The sequence below is a fragment of the Variovorax sp. GW531-E2 genome, from assembly GCF_059423125.1.
Genome location: NZ_JBWKXQ010000047.1, coordinates 32384 through 50185, shown reverse-complemented (window position 1 = coordinate 50185; position 17802 = coordinate 32384). Strand labels below are relative to the sequence as shown.

Sequence of the window (17802 nt, the reverse complement as noted above, 5' to 3'; positions counted from 1 at the left end):
CTTGCAAGGCTTCAGCCTTGCTGCGCACGGGCGCCTTGCAGCCAGCCCCTTTGCCAGCCAACGCGACGCTAGAAATAGGGTGAACAGGCCCTAGCCTCCCCGCCGCCGGTTCTCGCGCGGCGGCTTTCACCGAAGACTGTCTGCTTCGCCGATGCGCGAGGGGCGCGCTCGCGTCCGCATCGCCCACCCCGGCTTTTATCGGACCCGTCCGATGGTTCCGCTCCCCTGTTCTTCCTAGAGTTCCTGACGCCCGGGCCGCCGGATCGAACAGCGTGAATTCGCTGCCCGATCCGAACTTTCTTTCCCTTTTCAGAGCATAGGAACTGCATGGCATCCAAAAAGGCAAACGTCTTCGTCGACAACCCGAGCATCGATCAGACAGCACGCGCACAGGTCTTTGCGCCACAGCCGCCCACCATGGACAGCGTCATCGACGACGCAGGCGACATCATGGGCACCCTCGCCTCCGGCGGCGTCACGGACGATCGCCAACCCGAGTTCCAGGGCCAGGGCACGCCGGGCGACACCATCCTCATCAGGAACCACGGCGTCGAGATCGGCCAGACCGTCGTGGACGACGACGGCCAATGGGCCTTCACGCCATCGACCGACATGAGCGAAGGCCATCACGCCATCACCATCGTGGCGCGCGACCCCGCCGGCAACGAGAGCGAACCTTCGGGCCCGTTCAATTTCGAGATCGACGTCACGCCACCCAACGCCAGCAAGCTGTCCATCACCGGCGTCCTCGACACCGCGGGCGGCATCACCGGCAACGTGGCCGCCGGCAAGACCACCGACGACACGCGCCCGCTGCTCACCGGCACGAGCACCGGCCAGCCCGGCCACACCGTCACGGTGATGGTCAGGGACAGCACCGGCACCCATGCGCTGGGCGACGCCGTCATCGGCGACAACGGCCAGTGGTCGCTGCAGGTCATGGCGCCGCTGGCCGCGGGCCTGAACACCTTCACGCTCGTGGAGAAAGACGCAGCGGGCAACGAGACAGCGCCGACGGGGCGCTACCAGGTGACCATCGACACCAGCAAGCCGACGCCCCCGGTGATCGAGCACGTCTACGACGACGTGGGCATGCCCCACATGCTGGCGCCCGGCGAGGTCACCAACGACGCCCGGCCGACCCTGCACGGCACGGCCCAGCCCGGCCATACCGTGACGTTCCACGACGGCACCACCGTCCTGGGCACCACCCAGACCGGCACCGACGGCACCTGGGCGTTCACGCCCAAGGACAACCTGAGCGAGGGTGCGCACCACATCACCGCCACGGCCACCGGCCCGGTGGGCCAGACCGGCGACGCGAGCAACGGCTGGCACTTCGAGGTCGACACCCTGGCGCCCACGCAGACCCCCACCGTCTCGGGCATCGGCAAGGACAGCGGCATGGACGCCGACGACCACGCCACCAACGACGGCAGCGCGGGGCGCCTCATGACGGGCCGCCTGAGCGCATCGCTCGCGGCCGGCGAAACCCTGCAGGTGTCCACCGACGGCGGCCAGACCTGGAAGACCGCCTTCGTGAGTGGCACCCAATGGAGCGCCCAGGACGACCACAGCCATGCAGGCGACTGGACGGTGCAGACGCGCGTGGTGGACTTGGCCGGCAACGTGGGACCGGTGAACGTGCAGGCGGTGACGCTGGACACCGCCACGCCCCACGCACCCACTGCGGTCGTGCTGGGCAATTCGCAAGTCACCGTGAGCTTCGACAAGGCCGCGGTGTCGCCGGGTGACCGGATTCACCTGCTCAACGGCAAGCAGAACGTGGACTACCTGTTGACGGCGGCAGACATTGCTGCGGGCCAGGCCACCGTGGCGGTGACCGACGTTTCGCTGGATCTGGCCGCGTCGGTGGTCAGCGCAACGGGAGTTCATTCACCCTACATGGTGATCCGGTCGAACACCGAACGGGAAGACTTCGATGCCGGTGAAACCGTCGAACTTGCACCGGGACAAACAGCCGACGCCGGCGTGCTGCTGCTGACCAGACAAGACGCGGCGGCCGACGCTTCTTCTTCGAACAACGGCATCTTCGACAGCGCCTCCCCCGACCACGGGCAGGCATGGCACATCAGCGGCACGACCAACGCATCACTGAAGGGCAACACCTACAACGCCGTCGAGTTCGACTGGCGGCACTCCCAAGCCACGCACTCGGTCACCTTCTACGACGCATCGGGCAAGGTCATCTTCGAAGGCAGCTTCGGAGCAAGCCACAGCCTTCCGGCCGATGGACACGCGAAATTCATCATGCCCGACGGGCTTTCCTTTGCCTCCTTCGACATCCGCACCGGGCTCGTCGATGGCACTGAAACCGACTGGATCGAGGTCGACAACCTGTCCCTCGCCGTGCTGTACCCGCACCCTGAACTGGTGGACATCCCCACCCTGCAGGAAATCCAGGCGGGCTCCGACGTCCACTACGGCGGGGCGGGAGACGACGTGTTCCTGCTCCCCGACGTGTCGTACTTCGAGGGCAGCCATGCGAAGGTCATCGGCAACGAGGGACTCGACACCCTCACCCTGACCGGCGCGGACCAGACACTCGACCTGAGCTCGGTCACGGGCAAGCTCAGCGCCGTCGAAGTCATCGACCTTACTGGCACGGGCGACAACACCTTGAAGCTCTCGCTGGCCGACGTGATGGAGAACGGCGCGGTCGATCAGTTCGTTGCCAACGGCCGCGTGCAGATGCTGGTCAAGGGCGACGCCGGCGACGCGGTGACGCTGTCGGACGCACTGCCCAACGGCACCGACCCCGGCGACTGGGTGAAGGGCGCCCACGTGACCATCGACGGCGTGGTCTACGAGGAGTACGCGCACTCGGGCTTCGACGCGGCACTGCTCGTGCAGCAGGGCGTGACGGTCAACCTGCAAAACACCTCCGGCACGTTCAGCGATGCCGGACCCGGGGCAACACCAACGCTCACCGACAGCGATGAAACACACATCGCCCGGTTCGGTTATGCAGACCGGTTGGAGGACGGCGCGGGTGACGACACCGCCCGCCTCCATGGCGACGGCGACTTCGCGCGCGTCCCTGGCGGCCTGGGCGTCGGCACCCTCGTGATGGACGGCAAGGCCATGCACATCGACCTGTCGGCCCTCGACCTGAAGACGGCGCAGAGCGCGCAGAACCCGGTGTCCCCCGACGGCACGGTGCAGATGCAGGCCGCCGGCCCCCACGGCGAGGTCGACCCGCTCGACGGCGGCGGGGTCCACGGCAGCGATGCCACAGTGAGCGGCACCGCCGACCACATCTACTCCAACCTCGCCGGCGCCGCGCTGCTGGTCGAGGACAAGGTCCACGTGACGATCCTGTAGGCCTCCCACTCGCCGGCGCACCCCACGCCGCGCGCAGCCGACAACGCGACAGCCGCCCCGTGCAGCTGTCGCGTTTTTTCATTTCTGCCTGGCAACACATCGCCTTGTGCCCTTCGGCACGACTTTGTTCGCGCTTTCAGCGCCGACTGACTTCTTCGCGCACCGCTTTCAGATTCGTCCGATGGCCTTGCACAGGGCTTCTTTCTAGAGTGCCCTACCCCACCAGACCCCACGATCGGATTGCGTTCGCTCGCATGCCAATGCGGTCTGGTTTCTTCATTTCAGAGCACAGGAATTCCATGGCACTCGAGCAGACGAACAGCGTCGCCCCTTTCCAGAACATCGACCTCGCATCGACCTTTGCGCCCCCGCCTCCTCATGTGGGCAGCGCCGCCGACGACGCCGGCGACATCCTGGGCAGCATCGCCCACGGCGGCGTCACCGACGACCGCCAGCCCGGCTTCCACGGCCGGGGCACGCCGGGCGACACCATCGTCATCCGCGACAACGGCACCGAGATCGGCACGACCGAAGTGGCCGACAACGGCACGTGGACCTTCACGCCCTCGACCGACCTGCTCGAGGGCCAGCACGCCATCACCATCGTCACGCGCGACGACAGCGGCAACGAGGGCACGCCTTCGCCCGCCTTCAACTTCGAGATCGACGTGACCCCGCCCAACGCCAGCCGGCTGAACGTCAGCGGCTTCACGGACAACGTGGGCGGGGTCACCGGCAACGTGATCTCGGGCGGCACCACCGATGAAACGCGCCCGCTGCTCAGCGGCATCAGCAACGGCACGCCCGGCCACACCGTCACCGTGATGGTGAAAGACGCCACCGGCACCCATGAGCTGGGCCTGGCCACCATCGGCGAAAACGGCCGGTGGACCTTCCAGGTCGACACCCCGCTGGCCGCGGGCCTGAACACCTTCATGCTCGTGGAGCGCGATGCCGCCGGCAACGAGACCATGCCCACCGGGCGCTACAAGGTCACCGTCAACACCGACAAGCCGAACGCGCCCGTCATCGACAGCGTGTTCGACGACGTGGGCGAGCCGCACATGCTGCAGCAAGGCGAGGCCACCAACGATGCGAGGCCGACCCTTGCCGGCACGGCGCAGGCGAACCACACGGTCAAGTTCTACGACGGCAGCACGCTGCTGGGACAGGTCGTGGCCGACGCCTCGGGCCAGTGGAGCTTCACGCCACCAGCCAATCTGGCCGAGGGTGCGCACGGCATCACCGCCACGTCCACCAGCCCCGTGGGCCAGACCAGCAATGCCAGCAGCGCCTGGAGCTTCGTGATCGACACGACAGCGCCAACGCAAACTGGCACTGTCACCGAGATCGGCAAGGACAGCGGCTTCAGTGGCAGCGACTTCCTGACCAACGACGGCAGCGCCGGGCGCTTGCTGCAAGGCAACCTGTCGGCCGCGCTGGCCAAGGGCGACATCCTGCAGGTCTCGACCGATGGCGGCACGACCTGGAAGGAGGCATTCGTTTCCGGCAGCAAGTGGAGTGCCCAGGACGACAGCAGCCACACCGGTGACTGGACGGTCCAGACGCGCGTGGTGAATGAAGTGGGCAACGCAGGTGTCGTGAAGTCGCAAGCGATCTCTCAGGACACCACAGCGCCGATGGCGCCCACCAAGCTCGTGGCCATCAGCGGGGGTATGGAGGTTCACTTCGACCCGACGAATGTCGCGGTAGGGCACAAGATCAGCCTGCTCGTGCGTGGCGATTACTTCGACTACACGCTGACGGCGGCGGACATTGCTGCGGGCAAGTACTTCTTCGCGGACCCCTTGCCGTCCACCATTCTGAATTTCGAGAACCTGCCCCTCAACGTCTTCTCGCATTCCGTGACCATTGGCGATTTGACAGTCACGTCTGCTTCCAAGATAGGGGTAGTCAACTTCAACAGTATGTATGGAACCATGGGATCCTGTTTGAGGGTTGAAGAGGGGGCCCCCTATGAACCCATCAAGTATCAGTTCGCAAGCGGAAGAAGCGCCGTCTCCTTCACGCTGGGTGCTCACGACGGAACCGGAACGGTCAAGTTCTATGGCGTGGACGGGAATCTGCTGAAAACCGTTGGTCTGTACCACGCGAGCAATCTCCCGGGCACATATCAAACTGTGGAATGCACTGCGCCAGTTGGCACGGCGATCGGCTATTTCGTTGTTTCCTCGGCCATTGACGGGGGTGGCCATGTTCTGGACAACATGCGCCTGTCCTCCGCACCGCTGGAGCAGTCGCTCTCGGCCGCCATCGTCGATCCTGCAGGCAACGTGTCGCAGTTCCGGGACGCCAGCACGACAAACGATCCGCTGCAGAGCCAGGTCCTGACCGATGCATCGAAGGGCACCTTGTACGGTGGTTCGGGCAACAACGAATTCGTCGTTTCGAACGTCACGCACCTGGCTGATTCGGCCATCTCCGGCAACGGCGGCACCGACACGCTCAAGCTGACCGGCGCCAACCAGACGCTGGACCTGACCGCGCTCGCAGGCAAGGTCAGCTCGGTCGAAGTCATCGACCTCACCGGCACGGGCAACAACACGCTCAAGCTATCGCTGGCCGACGTGATGAACAACGGCGCCAAGGATCAGTTCGTGGCCGACGGCCGCGTGCAGATGATGGTCAAGGGCAATGCCGGCGATGCGGTGACGCTATCCGACGTGCTGCCCAATGGCACCGATCCGGGTGACTGGGTCAAGGGCGCCAACGTGACGATCGATGGCGTGGTCTACGAGGTGTACCAGCACTCGGGCTTCGATGCCGAACTGCTCGTGCAGCAGGGCGTGACGGTCACGCTGCAGAACGCAGGCACCGGCACGTTCCACATCGAACCGGAAGTCGACGCCTACGTGCTCGACCACGCGACGCAGGTCTACACCGACAGCGACGACACGCTCATCGCCAAGCTCGGCTTTGCCGACCGCCTCGAAGGCGGCGCCGGCAACGACACCTTCACGAAGGTGGGCACGGGCGACACGGTGCATGGCGGCGCGGGCGACGACGTCATCCGCGTCAACAGTGGCGACTTCGCCCACATCGACGGCGGCCTGGGCATCGACACCCTCGTCATGGACGGCAAGGCCATGCACATCGACCTGTCGACCCTCGGGGCCAAGGTGCAGGGCATCGAGAAGTTCGACCTGGGCGCAGGCGGCAACACGCTGGCGCTGAGCGCGCACGACCTGCTGGCCGGCGGCATGCGCGACATGATCACGGCCGACGGCAAGGTGCAGATGCTGGTCAACGGCGCCAATGGCGATGTGAACCTGCTGGGCGGCAACGACGGTTGGACCCAGGGCGGCAACACCACGGTGGGCGGCGTGACTTACAGCGTCTACACCAACCTCGCAGGCACCGCCGAGCTGCTGGTCGAGGACAAGGTCCACGTGACCCTCCTGTAAGCCCACCACCCACCGGCGCAACCCGCGCCGGTGCAGCCGACAACGCGACAGCCGCCCCCAGCGACTGTCGCGTTTTTTGTTTTCTTGCTGCGTGACGATGCCCAGCGCTGAGCCACCACGCCCGGTTGCGCCTTCCCGCACGACTTTGTGCGCGCTTTGAGCTCCGACTTATTCCTTCGAGCTTAGGTTTCGGACTCGTCCGATGGTCCCGCAGGGCCGTTCTTCCTAGAGTGCTCCATTCCCCCAGACCGCTTGATTGCGCTGCGTTCATTTGCGCGCCGATGCGGTCTTTTCTTTCCTTTTCAGAACAGAGAATTCCATGCCCTCCGAGAAAACTCAGGTCGCCATCGACCACCCGAGCACCACCTTCGCAGCCTCTCCCGCCATCGTGAGCGGCGCCCTCGACGACGCCGGCGACATCCAGAGCCCCATCGCCCCCGGCGGTGTGACCGACGACCGCCAGCCCGGCTTCCACGGCCAGGGCACACCGGGCGACACCATCGTCATCCGCGACAACGGCAACGAGATCGGCACCACCGAAGTGGCCGACGACGGCACCTGGACCTTCACGCCGTCGACCGACCTGCTGCAGGGCCTTCATGCCATCACGGTCGCCGCACTCGACACCAATGGCAACGAGGGCGCGCCCTCCCCCGCCTTCAACTTCGAGATCGACGTCACCCCGCCCGACGCCAGCCGACTGAACGTCAGCGGCTTCACGGACAACGTGGGCGGGGTCACGGGCAACGTGATCTCGGGCGGCACCACCGATGAAACGCGCCCGTTGCTCAGCGGCATCAGCAACGGCACGCCCGGCCACACCGTCACCGTGATGGTGAAGGACGCCACCGGCACCCATGAGCTGGGCCTGGCCACCATCGGCGAAAACGGCCAGTGGACCTTCCAGGTCGACACCCCGCTGGCCGCAGGCCTGAACACCTTCATGCTCGTGGAGCGCGATGCCGCCGGCAACGAGACCATGCCGACCGGGCGCTACAAGGTCACGGTCAACACCGACAAGCCGAACGCGCCCGTGATCGACAGCGTGTTCGACGACGTGGGCGAGCCGCACATGCTGCAGCAAGGTGAAGCCACCAATGACGCCAGGCCGACGCTTGCGGGCACGGCCCAAGCCAACCACACCGTCAAGTTCTACGACGGCTCGACCTACCTGGGCAAGGCCGTGGCTGACGACGACGGCAAATGGCGCTTCACGCCCCAGATCGACCTGCCCGATGGCACATACAACATCACGGCCACCTCCACCAGCCCCGTGGGCCAGACCAGCGATGCCAGCAGCGCCTGGAACTTCGTGGTGGACACCACCGCCCCGACGCAAACCGCCACCCTCACCGACATCGGCAAGGACAGCGGCTTCGACGTCGACGACTACCTGACCAACGACGGCAGCGCGGGCCGCCTGATGATGGGCCAGCTGAGCGCACCCCTTGCCGCCGGCGACACCCTGCAGGTGTCGACCGACGGCGGCAAGACCTGGAAGGCCGCCTTTGTAGATGGCACCCAGTGGAGCGCGCAAGACGACAACAGCCACGCCGACAGCTGGACCGTGCAGACGCGCGTGGTGGACGAAGCGGGCAACGCGGGCGCTGTGCAATCGCAGGCGATCACATTGGATGTCATCGCACCGGCAGCCCCCGCATCGGTTCTCGTCAATGGTTCGGAACTTACCGTGGTTTTTAACAAAATCGGCACGAGCGCAGGTGATCGAATCAATATTGCCAGTGGAAATAACAGACTTGAATACACTCTGACAACGGAAGACGTGCTAGCAGGAAGTGTAAAAATAACGCCTCCATTTGATCTATATGCAGCAAACACCGTTGTTCGCACAATCGATCGAGCAGGAAATGCATCTGAAGGAGTATCTGGAGCCGCAAGTTTAAGCACCGGATTTGAAAACATCACCGGCGTTTCTCTTAACGACCTTTATGCAATAAAGCCGGGCGTATCAGCTTTTTCAGACGGATTTCATATTACTATGAAAAAAGGGTCAGGAGCGTTTCTAGACAAGAAAACTGGAGGCGGAGCCTTGGGGAATTCGCTTCACGTCTGGGCGAGCAGCATCATGGAAATAAAACTGACCGCAATCTCAAAATCGGTAAAATTGAACTGGATCGGATCCGAGCACAACAATGCTCACCTACTCAACATTTATGATGAAAATGGAATATTAATTGACGTCGTCGGCTTAAAAACTCGAGATGGAGAAATTAATTACGTCGCACCAGAAGGAAAGGGGGTATCGAAAATTGAATTTGCAATAGGAGCATTAGAAGCCGGCACCATTTCAATTGAAAATCTCTCCATTATTCCAGTGGACAAGATTCACAATCCTTTCAACGACATCGTTAAATCTCACGGCAGCTACATCGGTGGCGATGCAGATGACATATTTTCATTGGCCTCCATCTCGGACCTCGACTTTCCACAAATGAGCGTCAAAGGTGAGGGCGGCTTGGACACGTTGCGCTTCACAGGAAACAGCCAAGCACTCGATCTGACCGCACTCACGTCAAAGCTCAGTTCGATCGAAGTCATCGACCTCACAGGCTCAGGCAACAACACGCTCAAGCTGTCGCTGGCCGACGTGATGGAAAACGGCGCCAAAGATCAGTTCGTGGCCGACGGCCGCGTGCAGATGATGGTCAAGGGCAATGCCGGCGACAAGGTGACGCTGTCCGACGTGCTGCCCAACGGCACCGACCCGGGCGACTGGGTCAAGAAGGCCAACGTCACGGTGGGCGGTGTGGTCTACGAGGTGTATCAGCACTCGGGCTTCGACGCGGAACTGCTGGTGCAGCAGGGCGTGACCGTCACGCTGCAGAACGCAGGCGCCGGCACGTTCCACATCGAACCGGAACTCGAAGCCTATGTACTCGACCACGCAACGATGACCTGGACCGACAGCGACGACACGCTCATCGCCAGACTCGGCTTCGCCGACCGCCTCGAAGGCGGCGCCGGCAACGACACCTTCACGAAGGTGGGCACGGGCGACACGGTGCACGGTGGCGCGGGCGACGACACGATCCGCATCAACAGCGGCGACTTCGCGCGCCTCGACGGCGGCCTGGGCATCGACACCCTCGTCATGGACGGCAAGTCGATGCACATCGACCTGTCGGCCCTCGGGGCGAAGGTGCAGGGCTTCGAGAAGTTCGACCTGGGCGCAGGCGGCAACACGCTGGCGCTGAGCGCGCACGACGTGCTGGCCGGCGGCGCACGCGACATGGTCATGGCCGACGGCAAGGTGCAGATGCTGGTCAACGGCGCCAACGGCGATGTGAACCTGCTCGGCGGCGACGACAGCTGGACCCAGGGCGGCAACGCCACGGTGAGCGGCGTGACCTACAGCGTCTACACCAACCTCGCAGGCACCGCCGAGCTGCTGGTCGAGGACAAGGTCCACGTGACCATCCTCTAAGCCTGCAGGCAGACCACGCGGCGCCCCATCGGCGCCGCCCCCGACGCGACAGTTGCCCCGTGCGACTGTCGCGTTTTTTGTTGTTGTGCCTGCCCTTGCGTCAGCCCGCCGTCACCGCAGGCCCGAACCCATGGGTCTCCCCCGCCTGCTCGCAAGGCACCCGCTCCACCTGCACGGTCGAGTGGTGGATGTCGAACGTCTCGGCCAGCAGCGCACGTAGCCGCAGCATCAGCGGTGCCAGGTCGACCACGTCGGGCGTGCACACCACGTGCACGCTCAGGCTCGCCTTGCCGCTGGACAGCGCCCACACATGCAGGTCGTGCAGGCCGGCCACGCCCGGCTGCGCCTGCAGCGCGCGCTCGACCTCGGGCAGGTCGATCTCGTCGGGCACGCCTTCGAGCAGCACGTTGAGGCTCTCGCGCAGGAGGCGCCAGGTGCGCGGCAGCACCCACAGGCCGATGGCGACGGCGATCACCGAGTCGACCCAGGCCCAGCCGGTGAAACGGATGACGAGCGCGCCCACGATCACGCCGACGGAGCCGAGCATGTCGGCCCACACCTCCAGGTAGGCGCCCTTCACGTTGAGGCTCTCGTCCTTGCCGCTGGCCAGCAGGCGCATGCCGATGAGGTTGACCACCAGGCCGCCGATGGCCACGAGCAGCATCATGGTCGACTGGATCTCGGCCGGCTGCGAAATGCGCCGGTACGCCTCGTAGAGCACGTAGATCGCCACGAAGAACAACAGCACCGCATTGACCACGGCCGCCAGGATCTCGAAGCGGTAGTAGCCGAAGGTGCGGCGCTTGTCCGCCGGCCGCTTGCCCAGCCAGATGGCGGCCAGCGAGATGGCCAGCGCCACGGTGTCGGTGGCCATGTGGGCCGCGTCGGACAGCAGCGCCAGGCTGCCCGACACCAGCCCGCCGATCACCTCGGCGACGAGGTAGGTGGAGGTCAGCGCCAGCGCCCAGCGCAGCGCCTTCTCGTTGCCACCAGCAACGGCTGTGGCGTGTGAATGCTCATGGGCCATGGGAACCTCGCAGTGCGGGATCGAGAGGTGCGCCGTGTTGCTGCTCTGCGTTGGCTTCCTGCACCTCGTCTTCATCGCGCCGGTGCGCGATGCGGTACAGCAGCGGCAACACCAGCAGCGTCAGCGCAGTCGACGACAGGATACCGCCGATGACCACGGTGGCCAGCGGGCGCTGCACTTCGGCGCCCGTGCCGGTGGCGATGGCCATGGGCACGAAGCCCAGCGAGGCGACCAGCGCGGTCATGAGCACGGGGCGCAGCCGCGTGAGCGCGCCTTCGCGAATCGCTTCGTCCAGCGGCAAGCCGCCCTCGCGCAGGTTGCGGATGAACGAGATCATCACCAGCCCATTGAGCACGGCCACGCCCGACAGTGCAATGAAGCCCACCGCCGCCGAGATCGACAGCGGAATGCCGCGCAGCCACAGCGCGACGATGCCACCCGTGAGCGCGAACGGAATGCCGGTGAACACCAGCAGGCCGTCCTTCAGGTTGCCGAACATGGCGAACAGCAGCGTGAACACCAGCAGCAGCGACACGGGCACCACCACCTGCAGGCGCTGCGTGGCCGAGGCCAGGTTCTCGTACTGGCCGCCCCACACGGTCCAGTAGCCCGGCGGAATGCGCACGGCGCGCATGGCCTCCTCGGCCTCGGCCACGAAGGAGCCGAGGTCGCGCCCGCGCACGTTGGCGCTCACCACGATGCGGCGCTTGCCTTCTTCGCGGCTGACCTGGTTGGGGCCGGGCGCGAGGTCCAGCGTGGCCACTTCGCCCAGCGGGATGAAGCTGGTGCGCAGGCCCTCGCCGCCCGCACCCTTGGGCAGCGCGATCGGCAGGCGGCGGATGGCCTCCAGGTCGGTGCGCAACGTCTCGGGCAGGCGCACGAGGATGTCGAAGCGGCGGTCGCCGTCGAACAGCGTGCCGGCCTCGCGCCCGCCCACGGCGGTCGAAATGGCGTCCTGCACGTCGCCCACGTTGAGGCCGTAGCGCGCGGTCTTCTGGCGGTCGATGTTCACGGTGAGCATCGGCAGGCCGGTGGTCTGCTCCACCTTCACCTCGGCGGCGCCGGGCACCTTGCCCAGCACGCTCGACACCTGCGCGGCGGTCTGGTTGAGCACGTCCATGTCGTCGCCGAAGATCTTCACGGCCACGTCGCTGCGCACGCCCGAGATCAGCTCGTTGAAGCGCAGCTGGATCGGTTGCGAGAACTCGTAGTTGTTGCCCGGCAGCTTCTCGACCTCTTCCTGCACGGCGGCCAGCAGCTCGGGGCGCGTGCGCTTCGGCTTGGGCCATTCGCTCTCGGGCTTGAGCATGATGTAGCCGTCGGAGATGTTCGGTGGCATCGGGTCGGACGCGATCTCGGCCGTGCCGGTGCGCGCGAACACGCGCTCGATCTCGGGGAACTTGTCTTTCAGCGTGCGTTCGAGCTGCTTTTGCATCTCGACCGACTGCGTGAGGCTGGTGCCCGGAATGCGCAGCGCCTGGATGGCGAAGTCGCCCTCGCTCAGGCTGGGCACGAACTCGGTGCCCAGGCGCGTGGCCAGCAGGCCCGACAGCACCACCGCCACCACGGCCGTGGTGATGACCAGCGGCTTGGCGTTCATCGCGCGCGACAGCAGCGGCGCGTAGCCGCGCTTGGCCCACAGCATGAGGCGGTTTTCCTTCTCGCCGACCTTGTTGCCGATGAACAGCGCCACGGCGGCCGGGATGAAGGTGATCGACAGGATCATTGCGCCCAGCAGCGCAATCACCACGGTGAAGGCCATCGGGTGGAACAGCTTGCCCTCGACGCCCGTGAGCGCAAAGATCGGCAGGTACACGATCATGATGATCAGCTGGCCGAACAGCAGCGGCCGGCGCGCCTCCTGCGAGGCCGCGAACACTTCATGGAAGCGCTCGCTGCGCGTGAGCGCCCTGCCGTGTTTCTCCTGCGCATGCGCCAGGCGCCGCACGCAGTTCTCCACGATCACCACGGCGCCGTCGATGATGATGCCGAAGTCGAGCGCGCCCAGGCTCATGAGGTTGGCGCTGACCTTCTGGTTCACCATGCCGGTGAAGGTGAAGAGCATCGACAGCGGAATCACCGTGGCGGTGATGATGGCCGCGCGGATGTTGCCCAGAAACAGGAACAGGATCGCCACCACCAGCACCGCGCCCTCGAAGAGGTTCTTCTTCACGGTGGCGATGGCCTTGTCGACCAGCACCGTGCGGTCGTACACCGTCACGGCCTTCACGCCCGCGGGCAGCGTGCGGTTGATCTCCTGCATCTTCTTGTCGACCGCCTGCGAGACAGTGCGGCTGTTCTCGCCGATGAGCATGAACACCGTGCCCAGCACGACCTCGCGGCCGTTGTCGGTGGCGGCGCCGGTGCGCAGCTCCTGGCCGATGCCGACCTCGGCCACGTCGGACACGCGCAGCGGAATGCCGCCGGCGTTGCCCAGGATCACGTTGCCGATGTCTTCCACCGACTTCACCTGCCCCGGCGCGCGAATGAGGTACTGCTCGCCGCGCTTCTCGATGTAGCCCGCGCCCACGTTGGCGTTGTTGCGCTCCAGCGCGGTGACCAGGTCGGTCATCGTGAGGCCGTGCGCCAGCAGCTTGGCGGGGTCGGGTGCGATCTGGAACTCCTTGGCGTAGCCGCCGATGGAGTTGATCTCGGTCACGCCCGGCACGTTGCGCAATTGCGGCTTGATGATCCAGTCTTGAATTTCACGCAGGTCGGTCGGCGTGTAGGGCTTGCCGTCGGCCTTCTTCGCGCCCTCTTCGGTCTCGACGGTCCACAGGTAGATCTCGCCCAGGCCGGTCGAGATGGGCCCGATCACCGGCGACACGCCGGGCGGCATGCTCTCGCGCGCCGACTGGATGCGCTCGTTCACGAGCTGGCGCGCAAAGTAGATGTCGGTGCCGTCCTTGAAGATCACGGTGACCTGCGACAGGCCGTAGCGCGACAGCGAGCGCGTCTGCTGCAGGCCCGGCAGGCCGGCCATGACGGTCTCGATGGGGTACGTGACGCGCTGCTCGGCTTCGAGCGGCGAATAACCGGGCGCGGACGTGTTGATCTGCACCTGCACGTTGGTGATGTCGGGCACGGCGTCGATGGGCAGCTTCTGGTAGCTGAAGACGCCGAGCGCCGCCATGCCGAGCACGGCCAGCAGGATCAGCCAGCGCTGCTCGATGGAGAAGCGAATGATGCGTTCGAACATGCGGTCGTCCTCAGTGGGTGTGCGTGGCCGAGCTCTTGCCCTGCTGCGACTTCACGACGAAGCTGCCGCTGGCCGCATAGGCCGCGCCGGGCTTCAGGCCGCCCACGATCTCGATGCGCTGGCCGTCGCTGCGGCCGGTCTTCACGTGCTGCGGCACAAAGCCGCCGGGCACGCGCAGGAACACGGTGGGCTGGTCGTCCACGGTCTGCACGGCTTCGGCCGACACGGTGACGGGCGCATCAGCTTCCGACGCCACCAGCTCCACGTTCACGAACAGGCCCGGGCGCCAGGTGCGCTGCGGGTTGGTGAGCGTGACGCGCGCGGTGGCGGTGCGCGTCTGCGCGCCAATGAGCGAGCCCACGTACGACACGGTGCCGCGCGCGGCCTGCTCAAAGGAACCGGCGCGGATGGTCACGGCCTCGCCGATGCGCACCAGGTTCAGGTTGCTGGCGGGCACGCTGATCTCGGCCCACACGGTCGACAGGTCGGAAATGGTGAACACGTTGACCGCCTCGCCCACCGATTCGCCCAGCGAGATGTGCTTTTCGACGACCATGCCGTCGAAGGGTGCGCGCAGCTCGTAGCGGCCCAGCGCCGACGAGCCGGGCGTGGCGCCCAGCGCCAGCAGCTTCTGGTTGGCGTTGGCCACGGCGATCTGCGCCTCCTGCATGGCCTGCTCGGCCTGCAGGTAGTCCTGCTGCGGGGAGATCTTTTCTTCCCACAGTTTCTTCTCGCGGTCGTGCGTGGTGCGTGCCAGCGCCAGCCGCCGCTGCGCCGTCTGCAGCTCGCTGCGCTGCTCCGAGAGCGCGGGGCTGGAGATCACGGCCAGCACCTGGCCGCGCTTGACTTCCTGGCCCAGGTTGGCCGACACGCTGTCGACCACGCCCGCCACGCGCGGCACCACGTGGGCCGTGCGGTCTTCGTTGAACTTGATCTCGCCGGGCAGCTGCAGCGAGGTCTTGATGCGCGCCGGACCGACGCTGTCGATCGCGATGCCGGCGGCCTTGACCTGCTCGTCGGTGAAGGAGATCTTTTCCTCGTCTTCCTTGTGGGCGTTGGCGGCGGCCTTCTGCGGCTCTGCCGATGCGGGCGCTTCCTTGCCCGCCTCCTTGCCTGCGTCCTTGCCTTCTTCCGCGTGGTGTTCCTTGTCGCCATGGCCTTCGTCATGCGAATGGCCGTGGTCGTCTTCCTTGCCCTTGGCGTGGCTCTTGTCTTCCTCGTGGTGCTCGCCGTCGGCGTGGCCGGCGGACTCCGAATGGCCGCCCGCCTCGGGCTTGGACGGCGCGGTGCGCAGGATGAGCGCGCCGGCGACGAGGCCGGCGAGCAGGACGGCGGCAATGGCGATCCACTGCTTGCGGCCGGCGGACGTGGTGCGGTTGTGTGGTGTGGTCATGGTCGGAATCGGTTCGGTGTTCTTCTTCAGCGCACGTTCGGCGCCGCGTTCGAGGCGATGTCGTCGCCCTCCGTGCCCAGCAGGCGGTCGAGCTCGCCGGCCGCGCGGTGCGCCTCGGCCAGCGCGACGAGGTACTGGTTGCGCACCTGGAACAGCGTGCGCTGCGCGTCGAGCGCCTCGAGAAAGCTGAACTTGCCCAGCTCGAAGCCCTTGGTCGCGGCGCGGTAGGCGGTCTCGGCGCCGGGGAGTGCGTCGCGCTGCAGCGTCTCGGCGGTGGCGCGCGCCGAGCGCAGGCGCTCGCTGGCCTGGGCCACGTCGGCGCCCAGTTGCAGCTCGGCGGCGGCGAGTTCGTCGCGTGCCTTGTCTTCGCGGCTCAATGCTTCGGCGATGTTGCCGCGGTTGGTGTCGAAGATCGGCAGCGGCACCGACAGGCCCACCACCACCTGGTTGCGCCGGCTGCTGCTCACGGCCTCGCCGCCCTCGCCTTCGGACGCGGGCACGCGCTTGACGCCGAGCGACACGGTCACGTCGGGAATGCGCTTGGCCTGCTCCAGGTCGCTCAGCGCGCGGCGGCGCTCGACCTCGAGGCGGGCCTGGCGCAGCACGGGCGCATCGGGCAGGCGGCGCGCCACCTCGGGCGCGGCGGCCTGGGCCGGCAGCTGGTCGACCGCGCCGTCCACCTGCGTGAAGCGCGGCGCCGGGTTGCCCCACAGCGCGGCCAGCAGCTGGCGCGACGCGCGCAGCGTGCCCTCGGCCTGCAGCAGCTCGACGCGGATGCCGGCCTCGGCCACGCGCGCCTTGGTTTCCTCGAGCGGCGACACCTTGCCGGCCGCCACGCGGTTGGCCGCGGCGCGGGTGGCGATCTGCGCGAGCCCCACCGAGTCCTGCGCGAGGCGCAGGCGCTCCTGCGCGGTCAGCACGTCGAAGAAGGCGGTGACGGCCGCGGCGCGCAGTTCGGCGCGCCGCGCCGACAGCGCCGACGCCGCCTGGTCGCGCGCACGCTCGGCTGCCGTGACGCGCGCAGCGCGCTTGCCGCCCAGCTCCAGGGGCTGGCTCAGCTGCAGCGTGGTCGTGCGGTTGTTGCGGCGCAGGTCTTCCAGCTGCGTGTCCAGCGTGGGGTTGGGCCAGGCGCCGGCCTGCACCACCGCGCCGTCGGCGGCGGCCTGTTCATGGCGCGCGGCCGACAGGCCCGGGTTGGCCTGCAGCGCCAGCGCGACGGCGGTGCGCAGGGTCAGCGGGCCTTCGGGCTCCAGCGAGCGAGCGGGTGCAGAAAGGGACGACGAGGGACCGGCCGCCTGCGCGGTCTGCTGTGAAAAGGCCGGGGGTACCGCCAAGGCCAACACGGCCAGCGGCACGAAAAGCGTGCGCATCGAATTCTCCTGGGTTGCGAAACAACGGACGGACGAATTCGGCGAAAAGCGCTCAGCGGATCGGTGGGATCAGAAAAAGAAAAGGTGCTGTGCTCTCGCCGAATCAGGCGGCGAGCAACCAGTCGGGGCGCACCGGCACTTCGGCGATGTGCGAGGCGAAGCGTTCGGTGGAAGCGGCGCGCAGCGCCTGCGAGGCGATGGGCGATTCGGCCGGCAGCGCGGCGGCGGTGTCCGCATGCTGGGCCTGCCCGAAGTGGGCGACGATGCAATGGCCGACCGCCGCGTTGGGCTGGCGGGTGCTGTCTTTCTTGGCGCCGTCGCCCGCGTGGGTGCGGTCGGTGCCGCGCGGCTCGTCCTCGTGGTGGCCCCAGTGGCCGCTGCCCTGGTCGCCTTCGTGCAGGCAATAGGCTGCCGACACCGCCCAGCTGTACTGGAAAGGCAGGAGAAACAGCAGGAAAATCAGGAGCCAGCGGCGCATTGTTGACAAAAGTATATCGACGGGGCGTGGCGCGCCGACCATGAAAAGCCCTGCGAACCGAGGGCCCGGCCCACTGTACGACAGCGTGTCGGCGCTTTGTCCTTCAATAGGATTACTAAA

General features: G+C 66.3%; 8 protein-coding genes. 3 read left to right on the top strand and 5 right to left on the bottom strand.

The features are described from left to right. The first annotated feature begins 417 nt into the window (after positions 1 to 417). The 3 genes from AC07XP_RS23270 to AC07XP_RS23260 all read left to right on the top strand — a co-directional run bounded on the left by AC07XP_RS23270 (position 418) and on the right by AC07XP_RS23260 (position 10215). Complete coding sequence (locus AC07XP_RS23270; protein ID WP_495265995.1) at positions 418 to 3345, top strand: Ig-like domain-containing protein; 2928 nt, start codon at positions 418 to 420, stop codon at positions 3343 to 3345. A 299-nt stretch (positions 3346 to 3644) separates the two neighbouring features. Then, positions 3645 to 6770 carry an Ig-like domain-containing protein gene (locus AC07XP_RS23265; protein WP_495265994.1) on the top strand — a complete coding sequence of 1042 codons (3126 nt, stop codon included), beginning with the start codon at positions 3645 to 3647 and terminating at the stop codon, positions 6768 to 6770. Positions 6771 to 7089: 319 nt separating this feature from the next. Further along, the gene (locus AC07XP_RS23260; RefSeq protein WP_495265993.1) at positions 7090 to 10215 is read left to right on the top strand and encodes an Ig-like domain-containing protein; all 3126 of its coding nucleotides are present in this window, start codon (positions 7090 to 7092) and stop codon (positions 10213 to 10215) included. A 100-nt stretch (positions 10216 to 10315) separates the two neighbouring features. On the opposite strand, the gene AC07XP_RS23255 is transcribed toward AC07XP_RS23260, so the two are convergent. The 5 genes from AC07XP_RS23255 to AC07XP_RS23235 all read right to left on the bottom strand — a co-directional run bounded on the left by AC07XP_RS23255 (position 10316) and on the right by AC07XP_RS23235 (position 17682). Beyond that, a complete protein-coding gene (locus tag AC07XP_RS23255; RefSeq protein ID WP_495265992.1) occupies positions 10316 to 11242 on the bottom strand; it encodes a cation diffusion facilitator family transporter in 927 nt (308 codons plus the stop codon). Beyond that, entirely contained in the window at positions 11232 to 14441 is a 3210-nt protein-coding gene (locus tag AC07XP_RS23250) for a CusA/CzcA family heavy metal efflux RND transporter (RefSeq protein WP_495265991.1), read from the bottom strand. Before AC07XP_RS23250 ends, AC07XP_RS23255 begins: the two co-directional genes overlap by 11 nt. A gap of 10 nt (positions 14442 to 14451) precedes the next feature. Next, complete coding sequence (locus AC07XP_RS23245; protein ID WP_495265990.1) at positions 14452 to 15834, bottom strand: efflux RND transporter periplasmic adaptor subunit; 1383 nt, start codon at positions 15832 to 15834, stop codon at positions 14452 to 14454. Between the two features lie 26 nt (positions 15835 to 15860). Beyond that, on the bottom strand, positions 15861 to 17204 hold the full coding sequence (locus tag AC07XP_RS23240; RefSeq protein ID WP_495265989.1) for a TolC family protein: 1344 nt from the start codon (positions 17202 to 17204) through the stop codon (positions 15861 to 15863). Between the two features lie 103 nt (positions 17205 to 17307). Beyond that, positions 17308 to 17682: a hypothetical protein gene (locus AC07XP_RS23235; protein ID WP_495265988.1), complete on the bottom strand. Its 375-nt coding sequence runs from the start codon at positions 17680 to 17682 to the stop codon at positions 17308 to 17310. Positions 17683 to 17802: the final 120 nt, after the last annotated feature.

Bases quoted from the DNA above. Each gene is read 5' to 3' on its own strand.
- AC07XP_RS23270 (WP_495265995.1), top strand. From the start codon at position 418: ATGGACAGCGTCATCGACGACGCAGGCGACATCATGGGCACCCTCGCC.
- AC07XP_RS23265 (WP_495265994.1), top strand. From the start codon at position 3,645: ATGGCACTCGAGCAGACGAACAGCGTCGCCCCTTTCCAGAACATCGAC.
- AC07XP_RS23260 (WP_495265993.1), top strand. From the start codon at position 7,090: ATGCCCTCCGAGAAAACTCAGGTCGCCATCGACCACCCGAGCACCACC.
- AC07XP_RS23255 (WP_495265992.1), bottom strand. From the start codon at position 11,242: ATGGCCCATGAGCATTCACACGCCACAGCCGTTGCTGGTGGCAACGAG.
- AC07XP_RS23250 (WP_495265991.1), bottom strand. From the start codon at position 14,441: ATGTTCGAACGCATCATTCGCTTCTCCATCGAGCAGCGCTGGCTGATC.
- AC07XP_RS23245 (WP_495265990.1), bottom strand. From the start codon at position 15,834: ATGACCACACCACACAACCGCACCACGTCCGCCGGCCGCAAGCAGTGG.
- AC07XP_RS23240 (WP_495265989.1), bottom strand. From the start codon at position 17,204: ATGCGCACGCTTTTCGTGCCGCTGGCCGTGTTGGCCTTGGCGGTACCC.
- AC07XP_RS23235 (WP_495265988.1), bottom strand. From the start codon at position 17,682: ATGCGCCGCTGGCTCCTGATTTTCCTGCTGTTTCTCCTGCCTTTCCAG.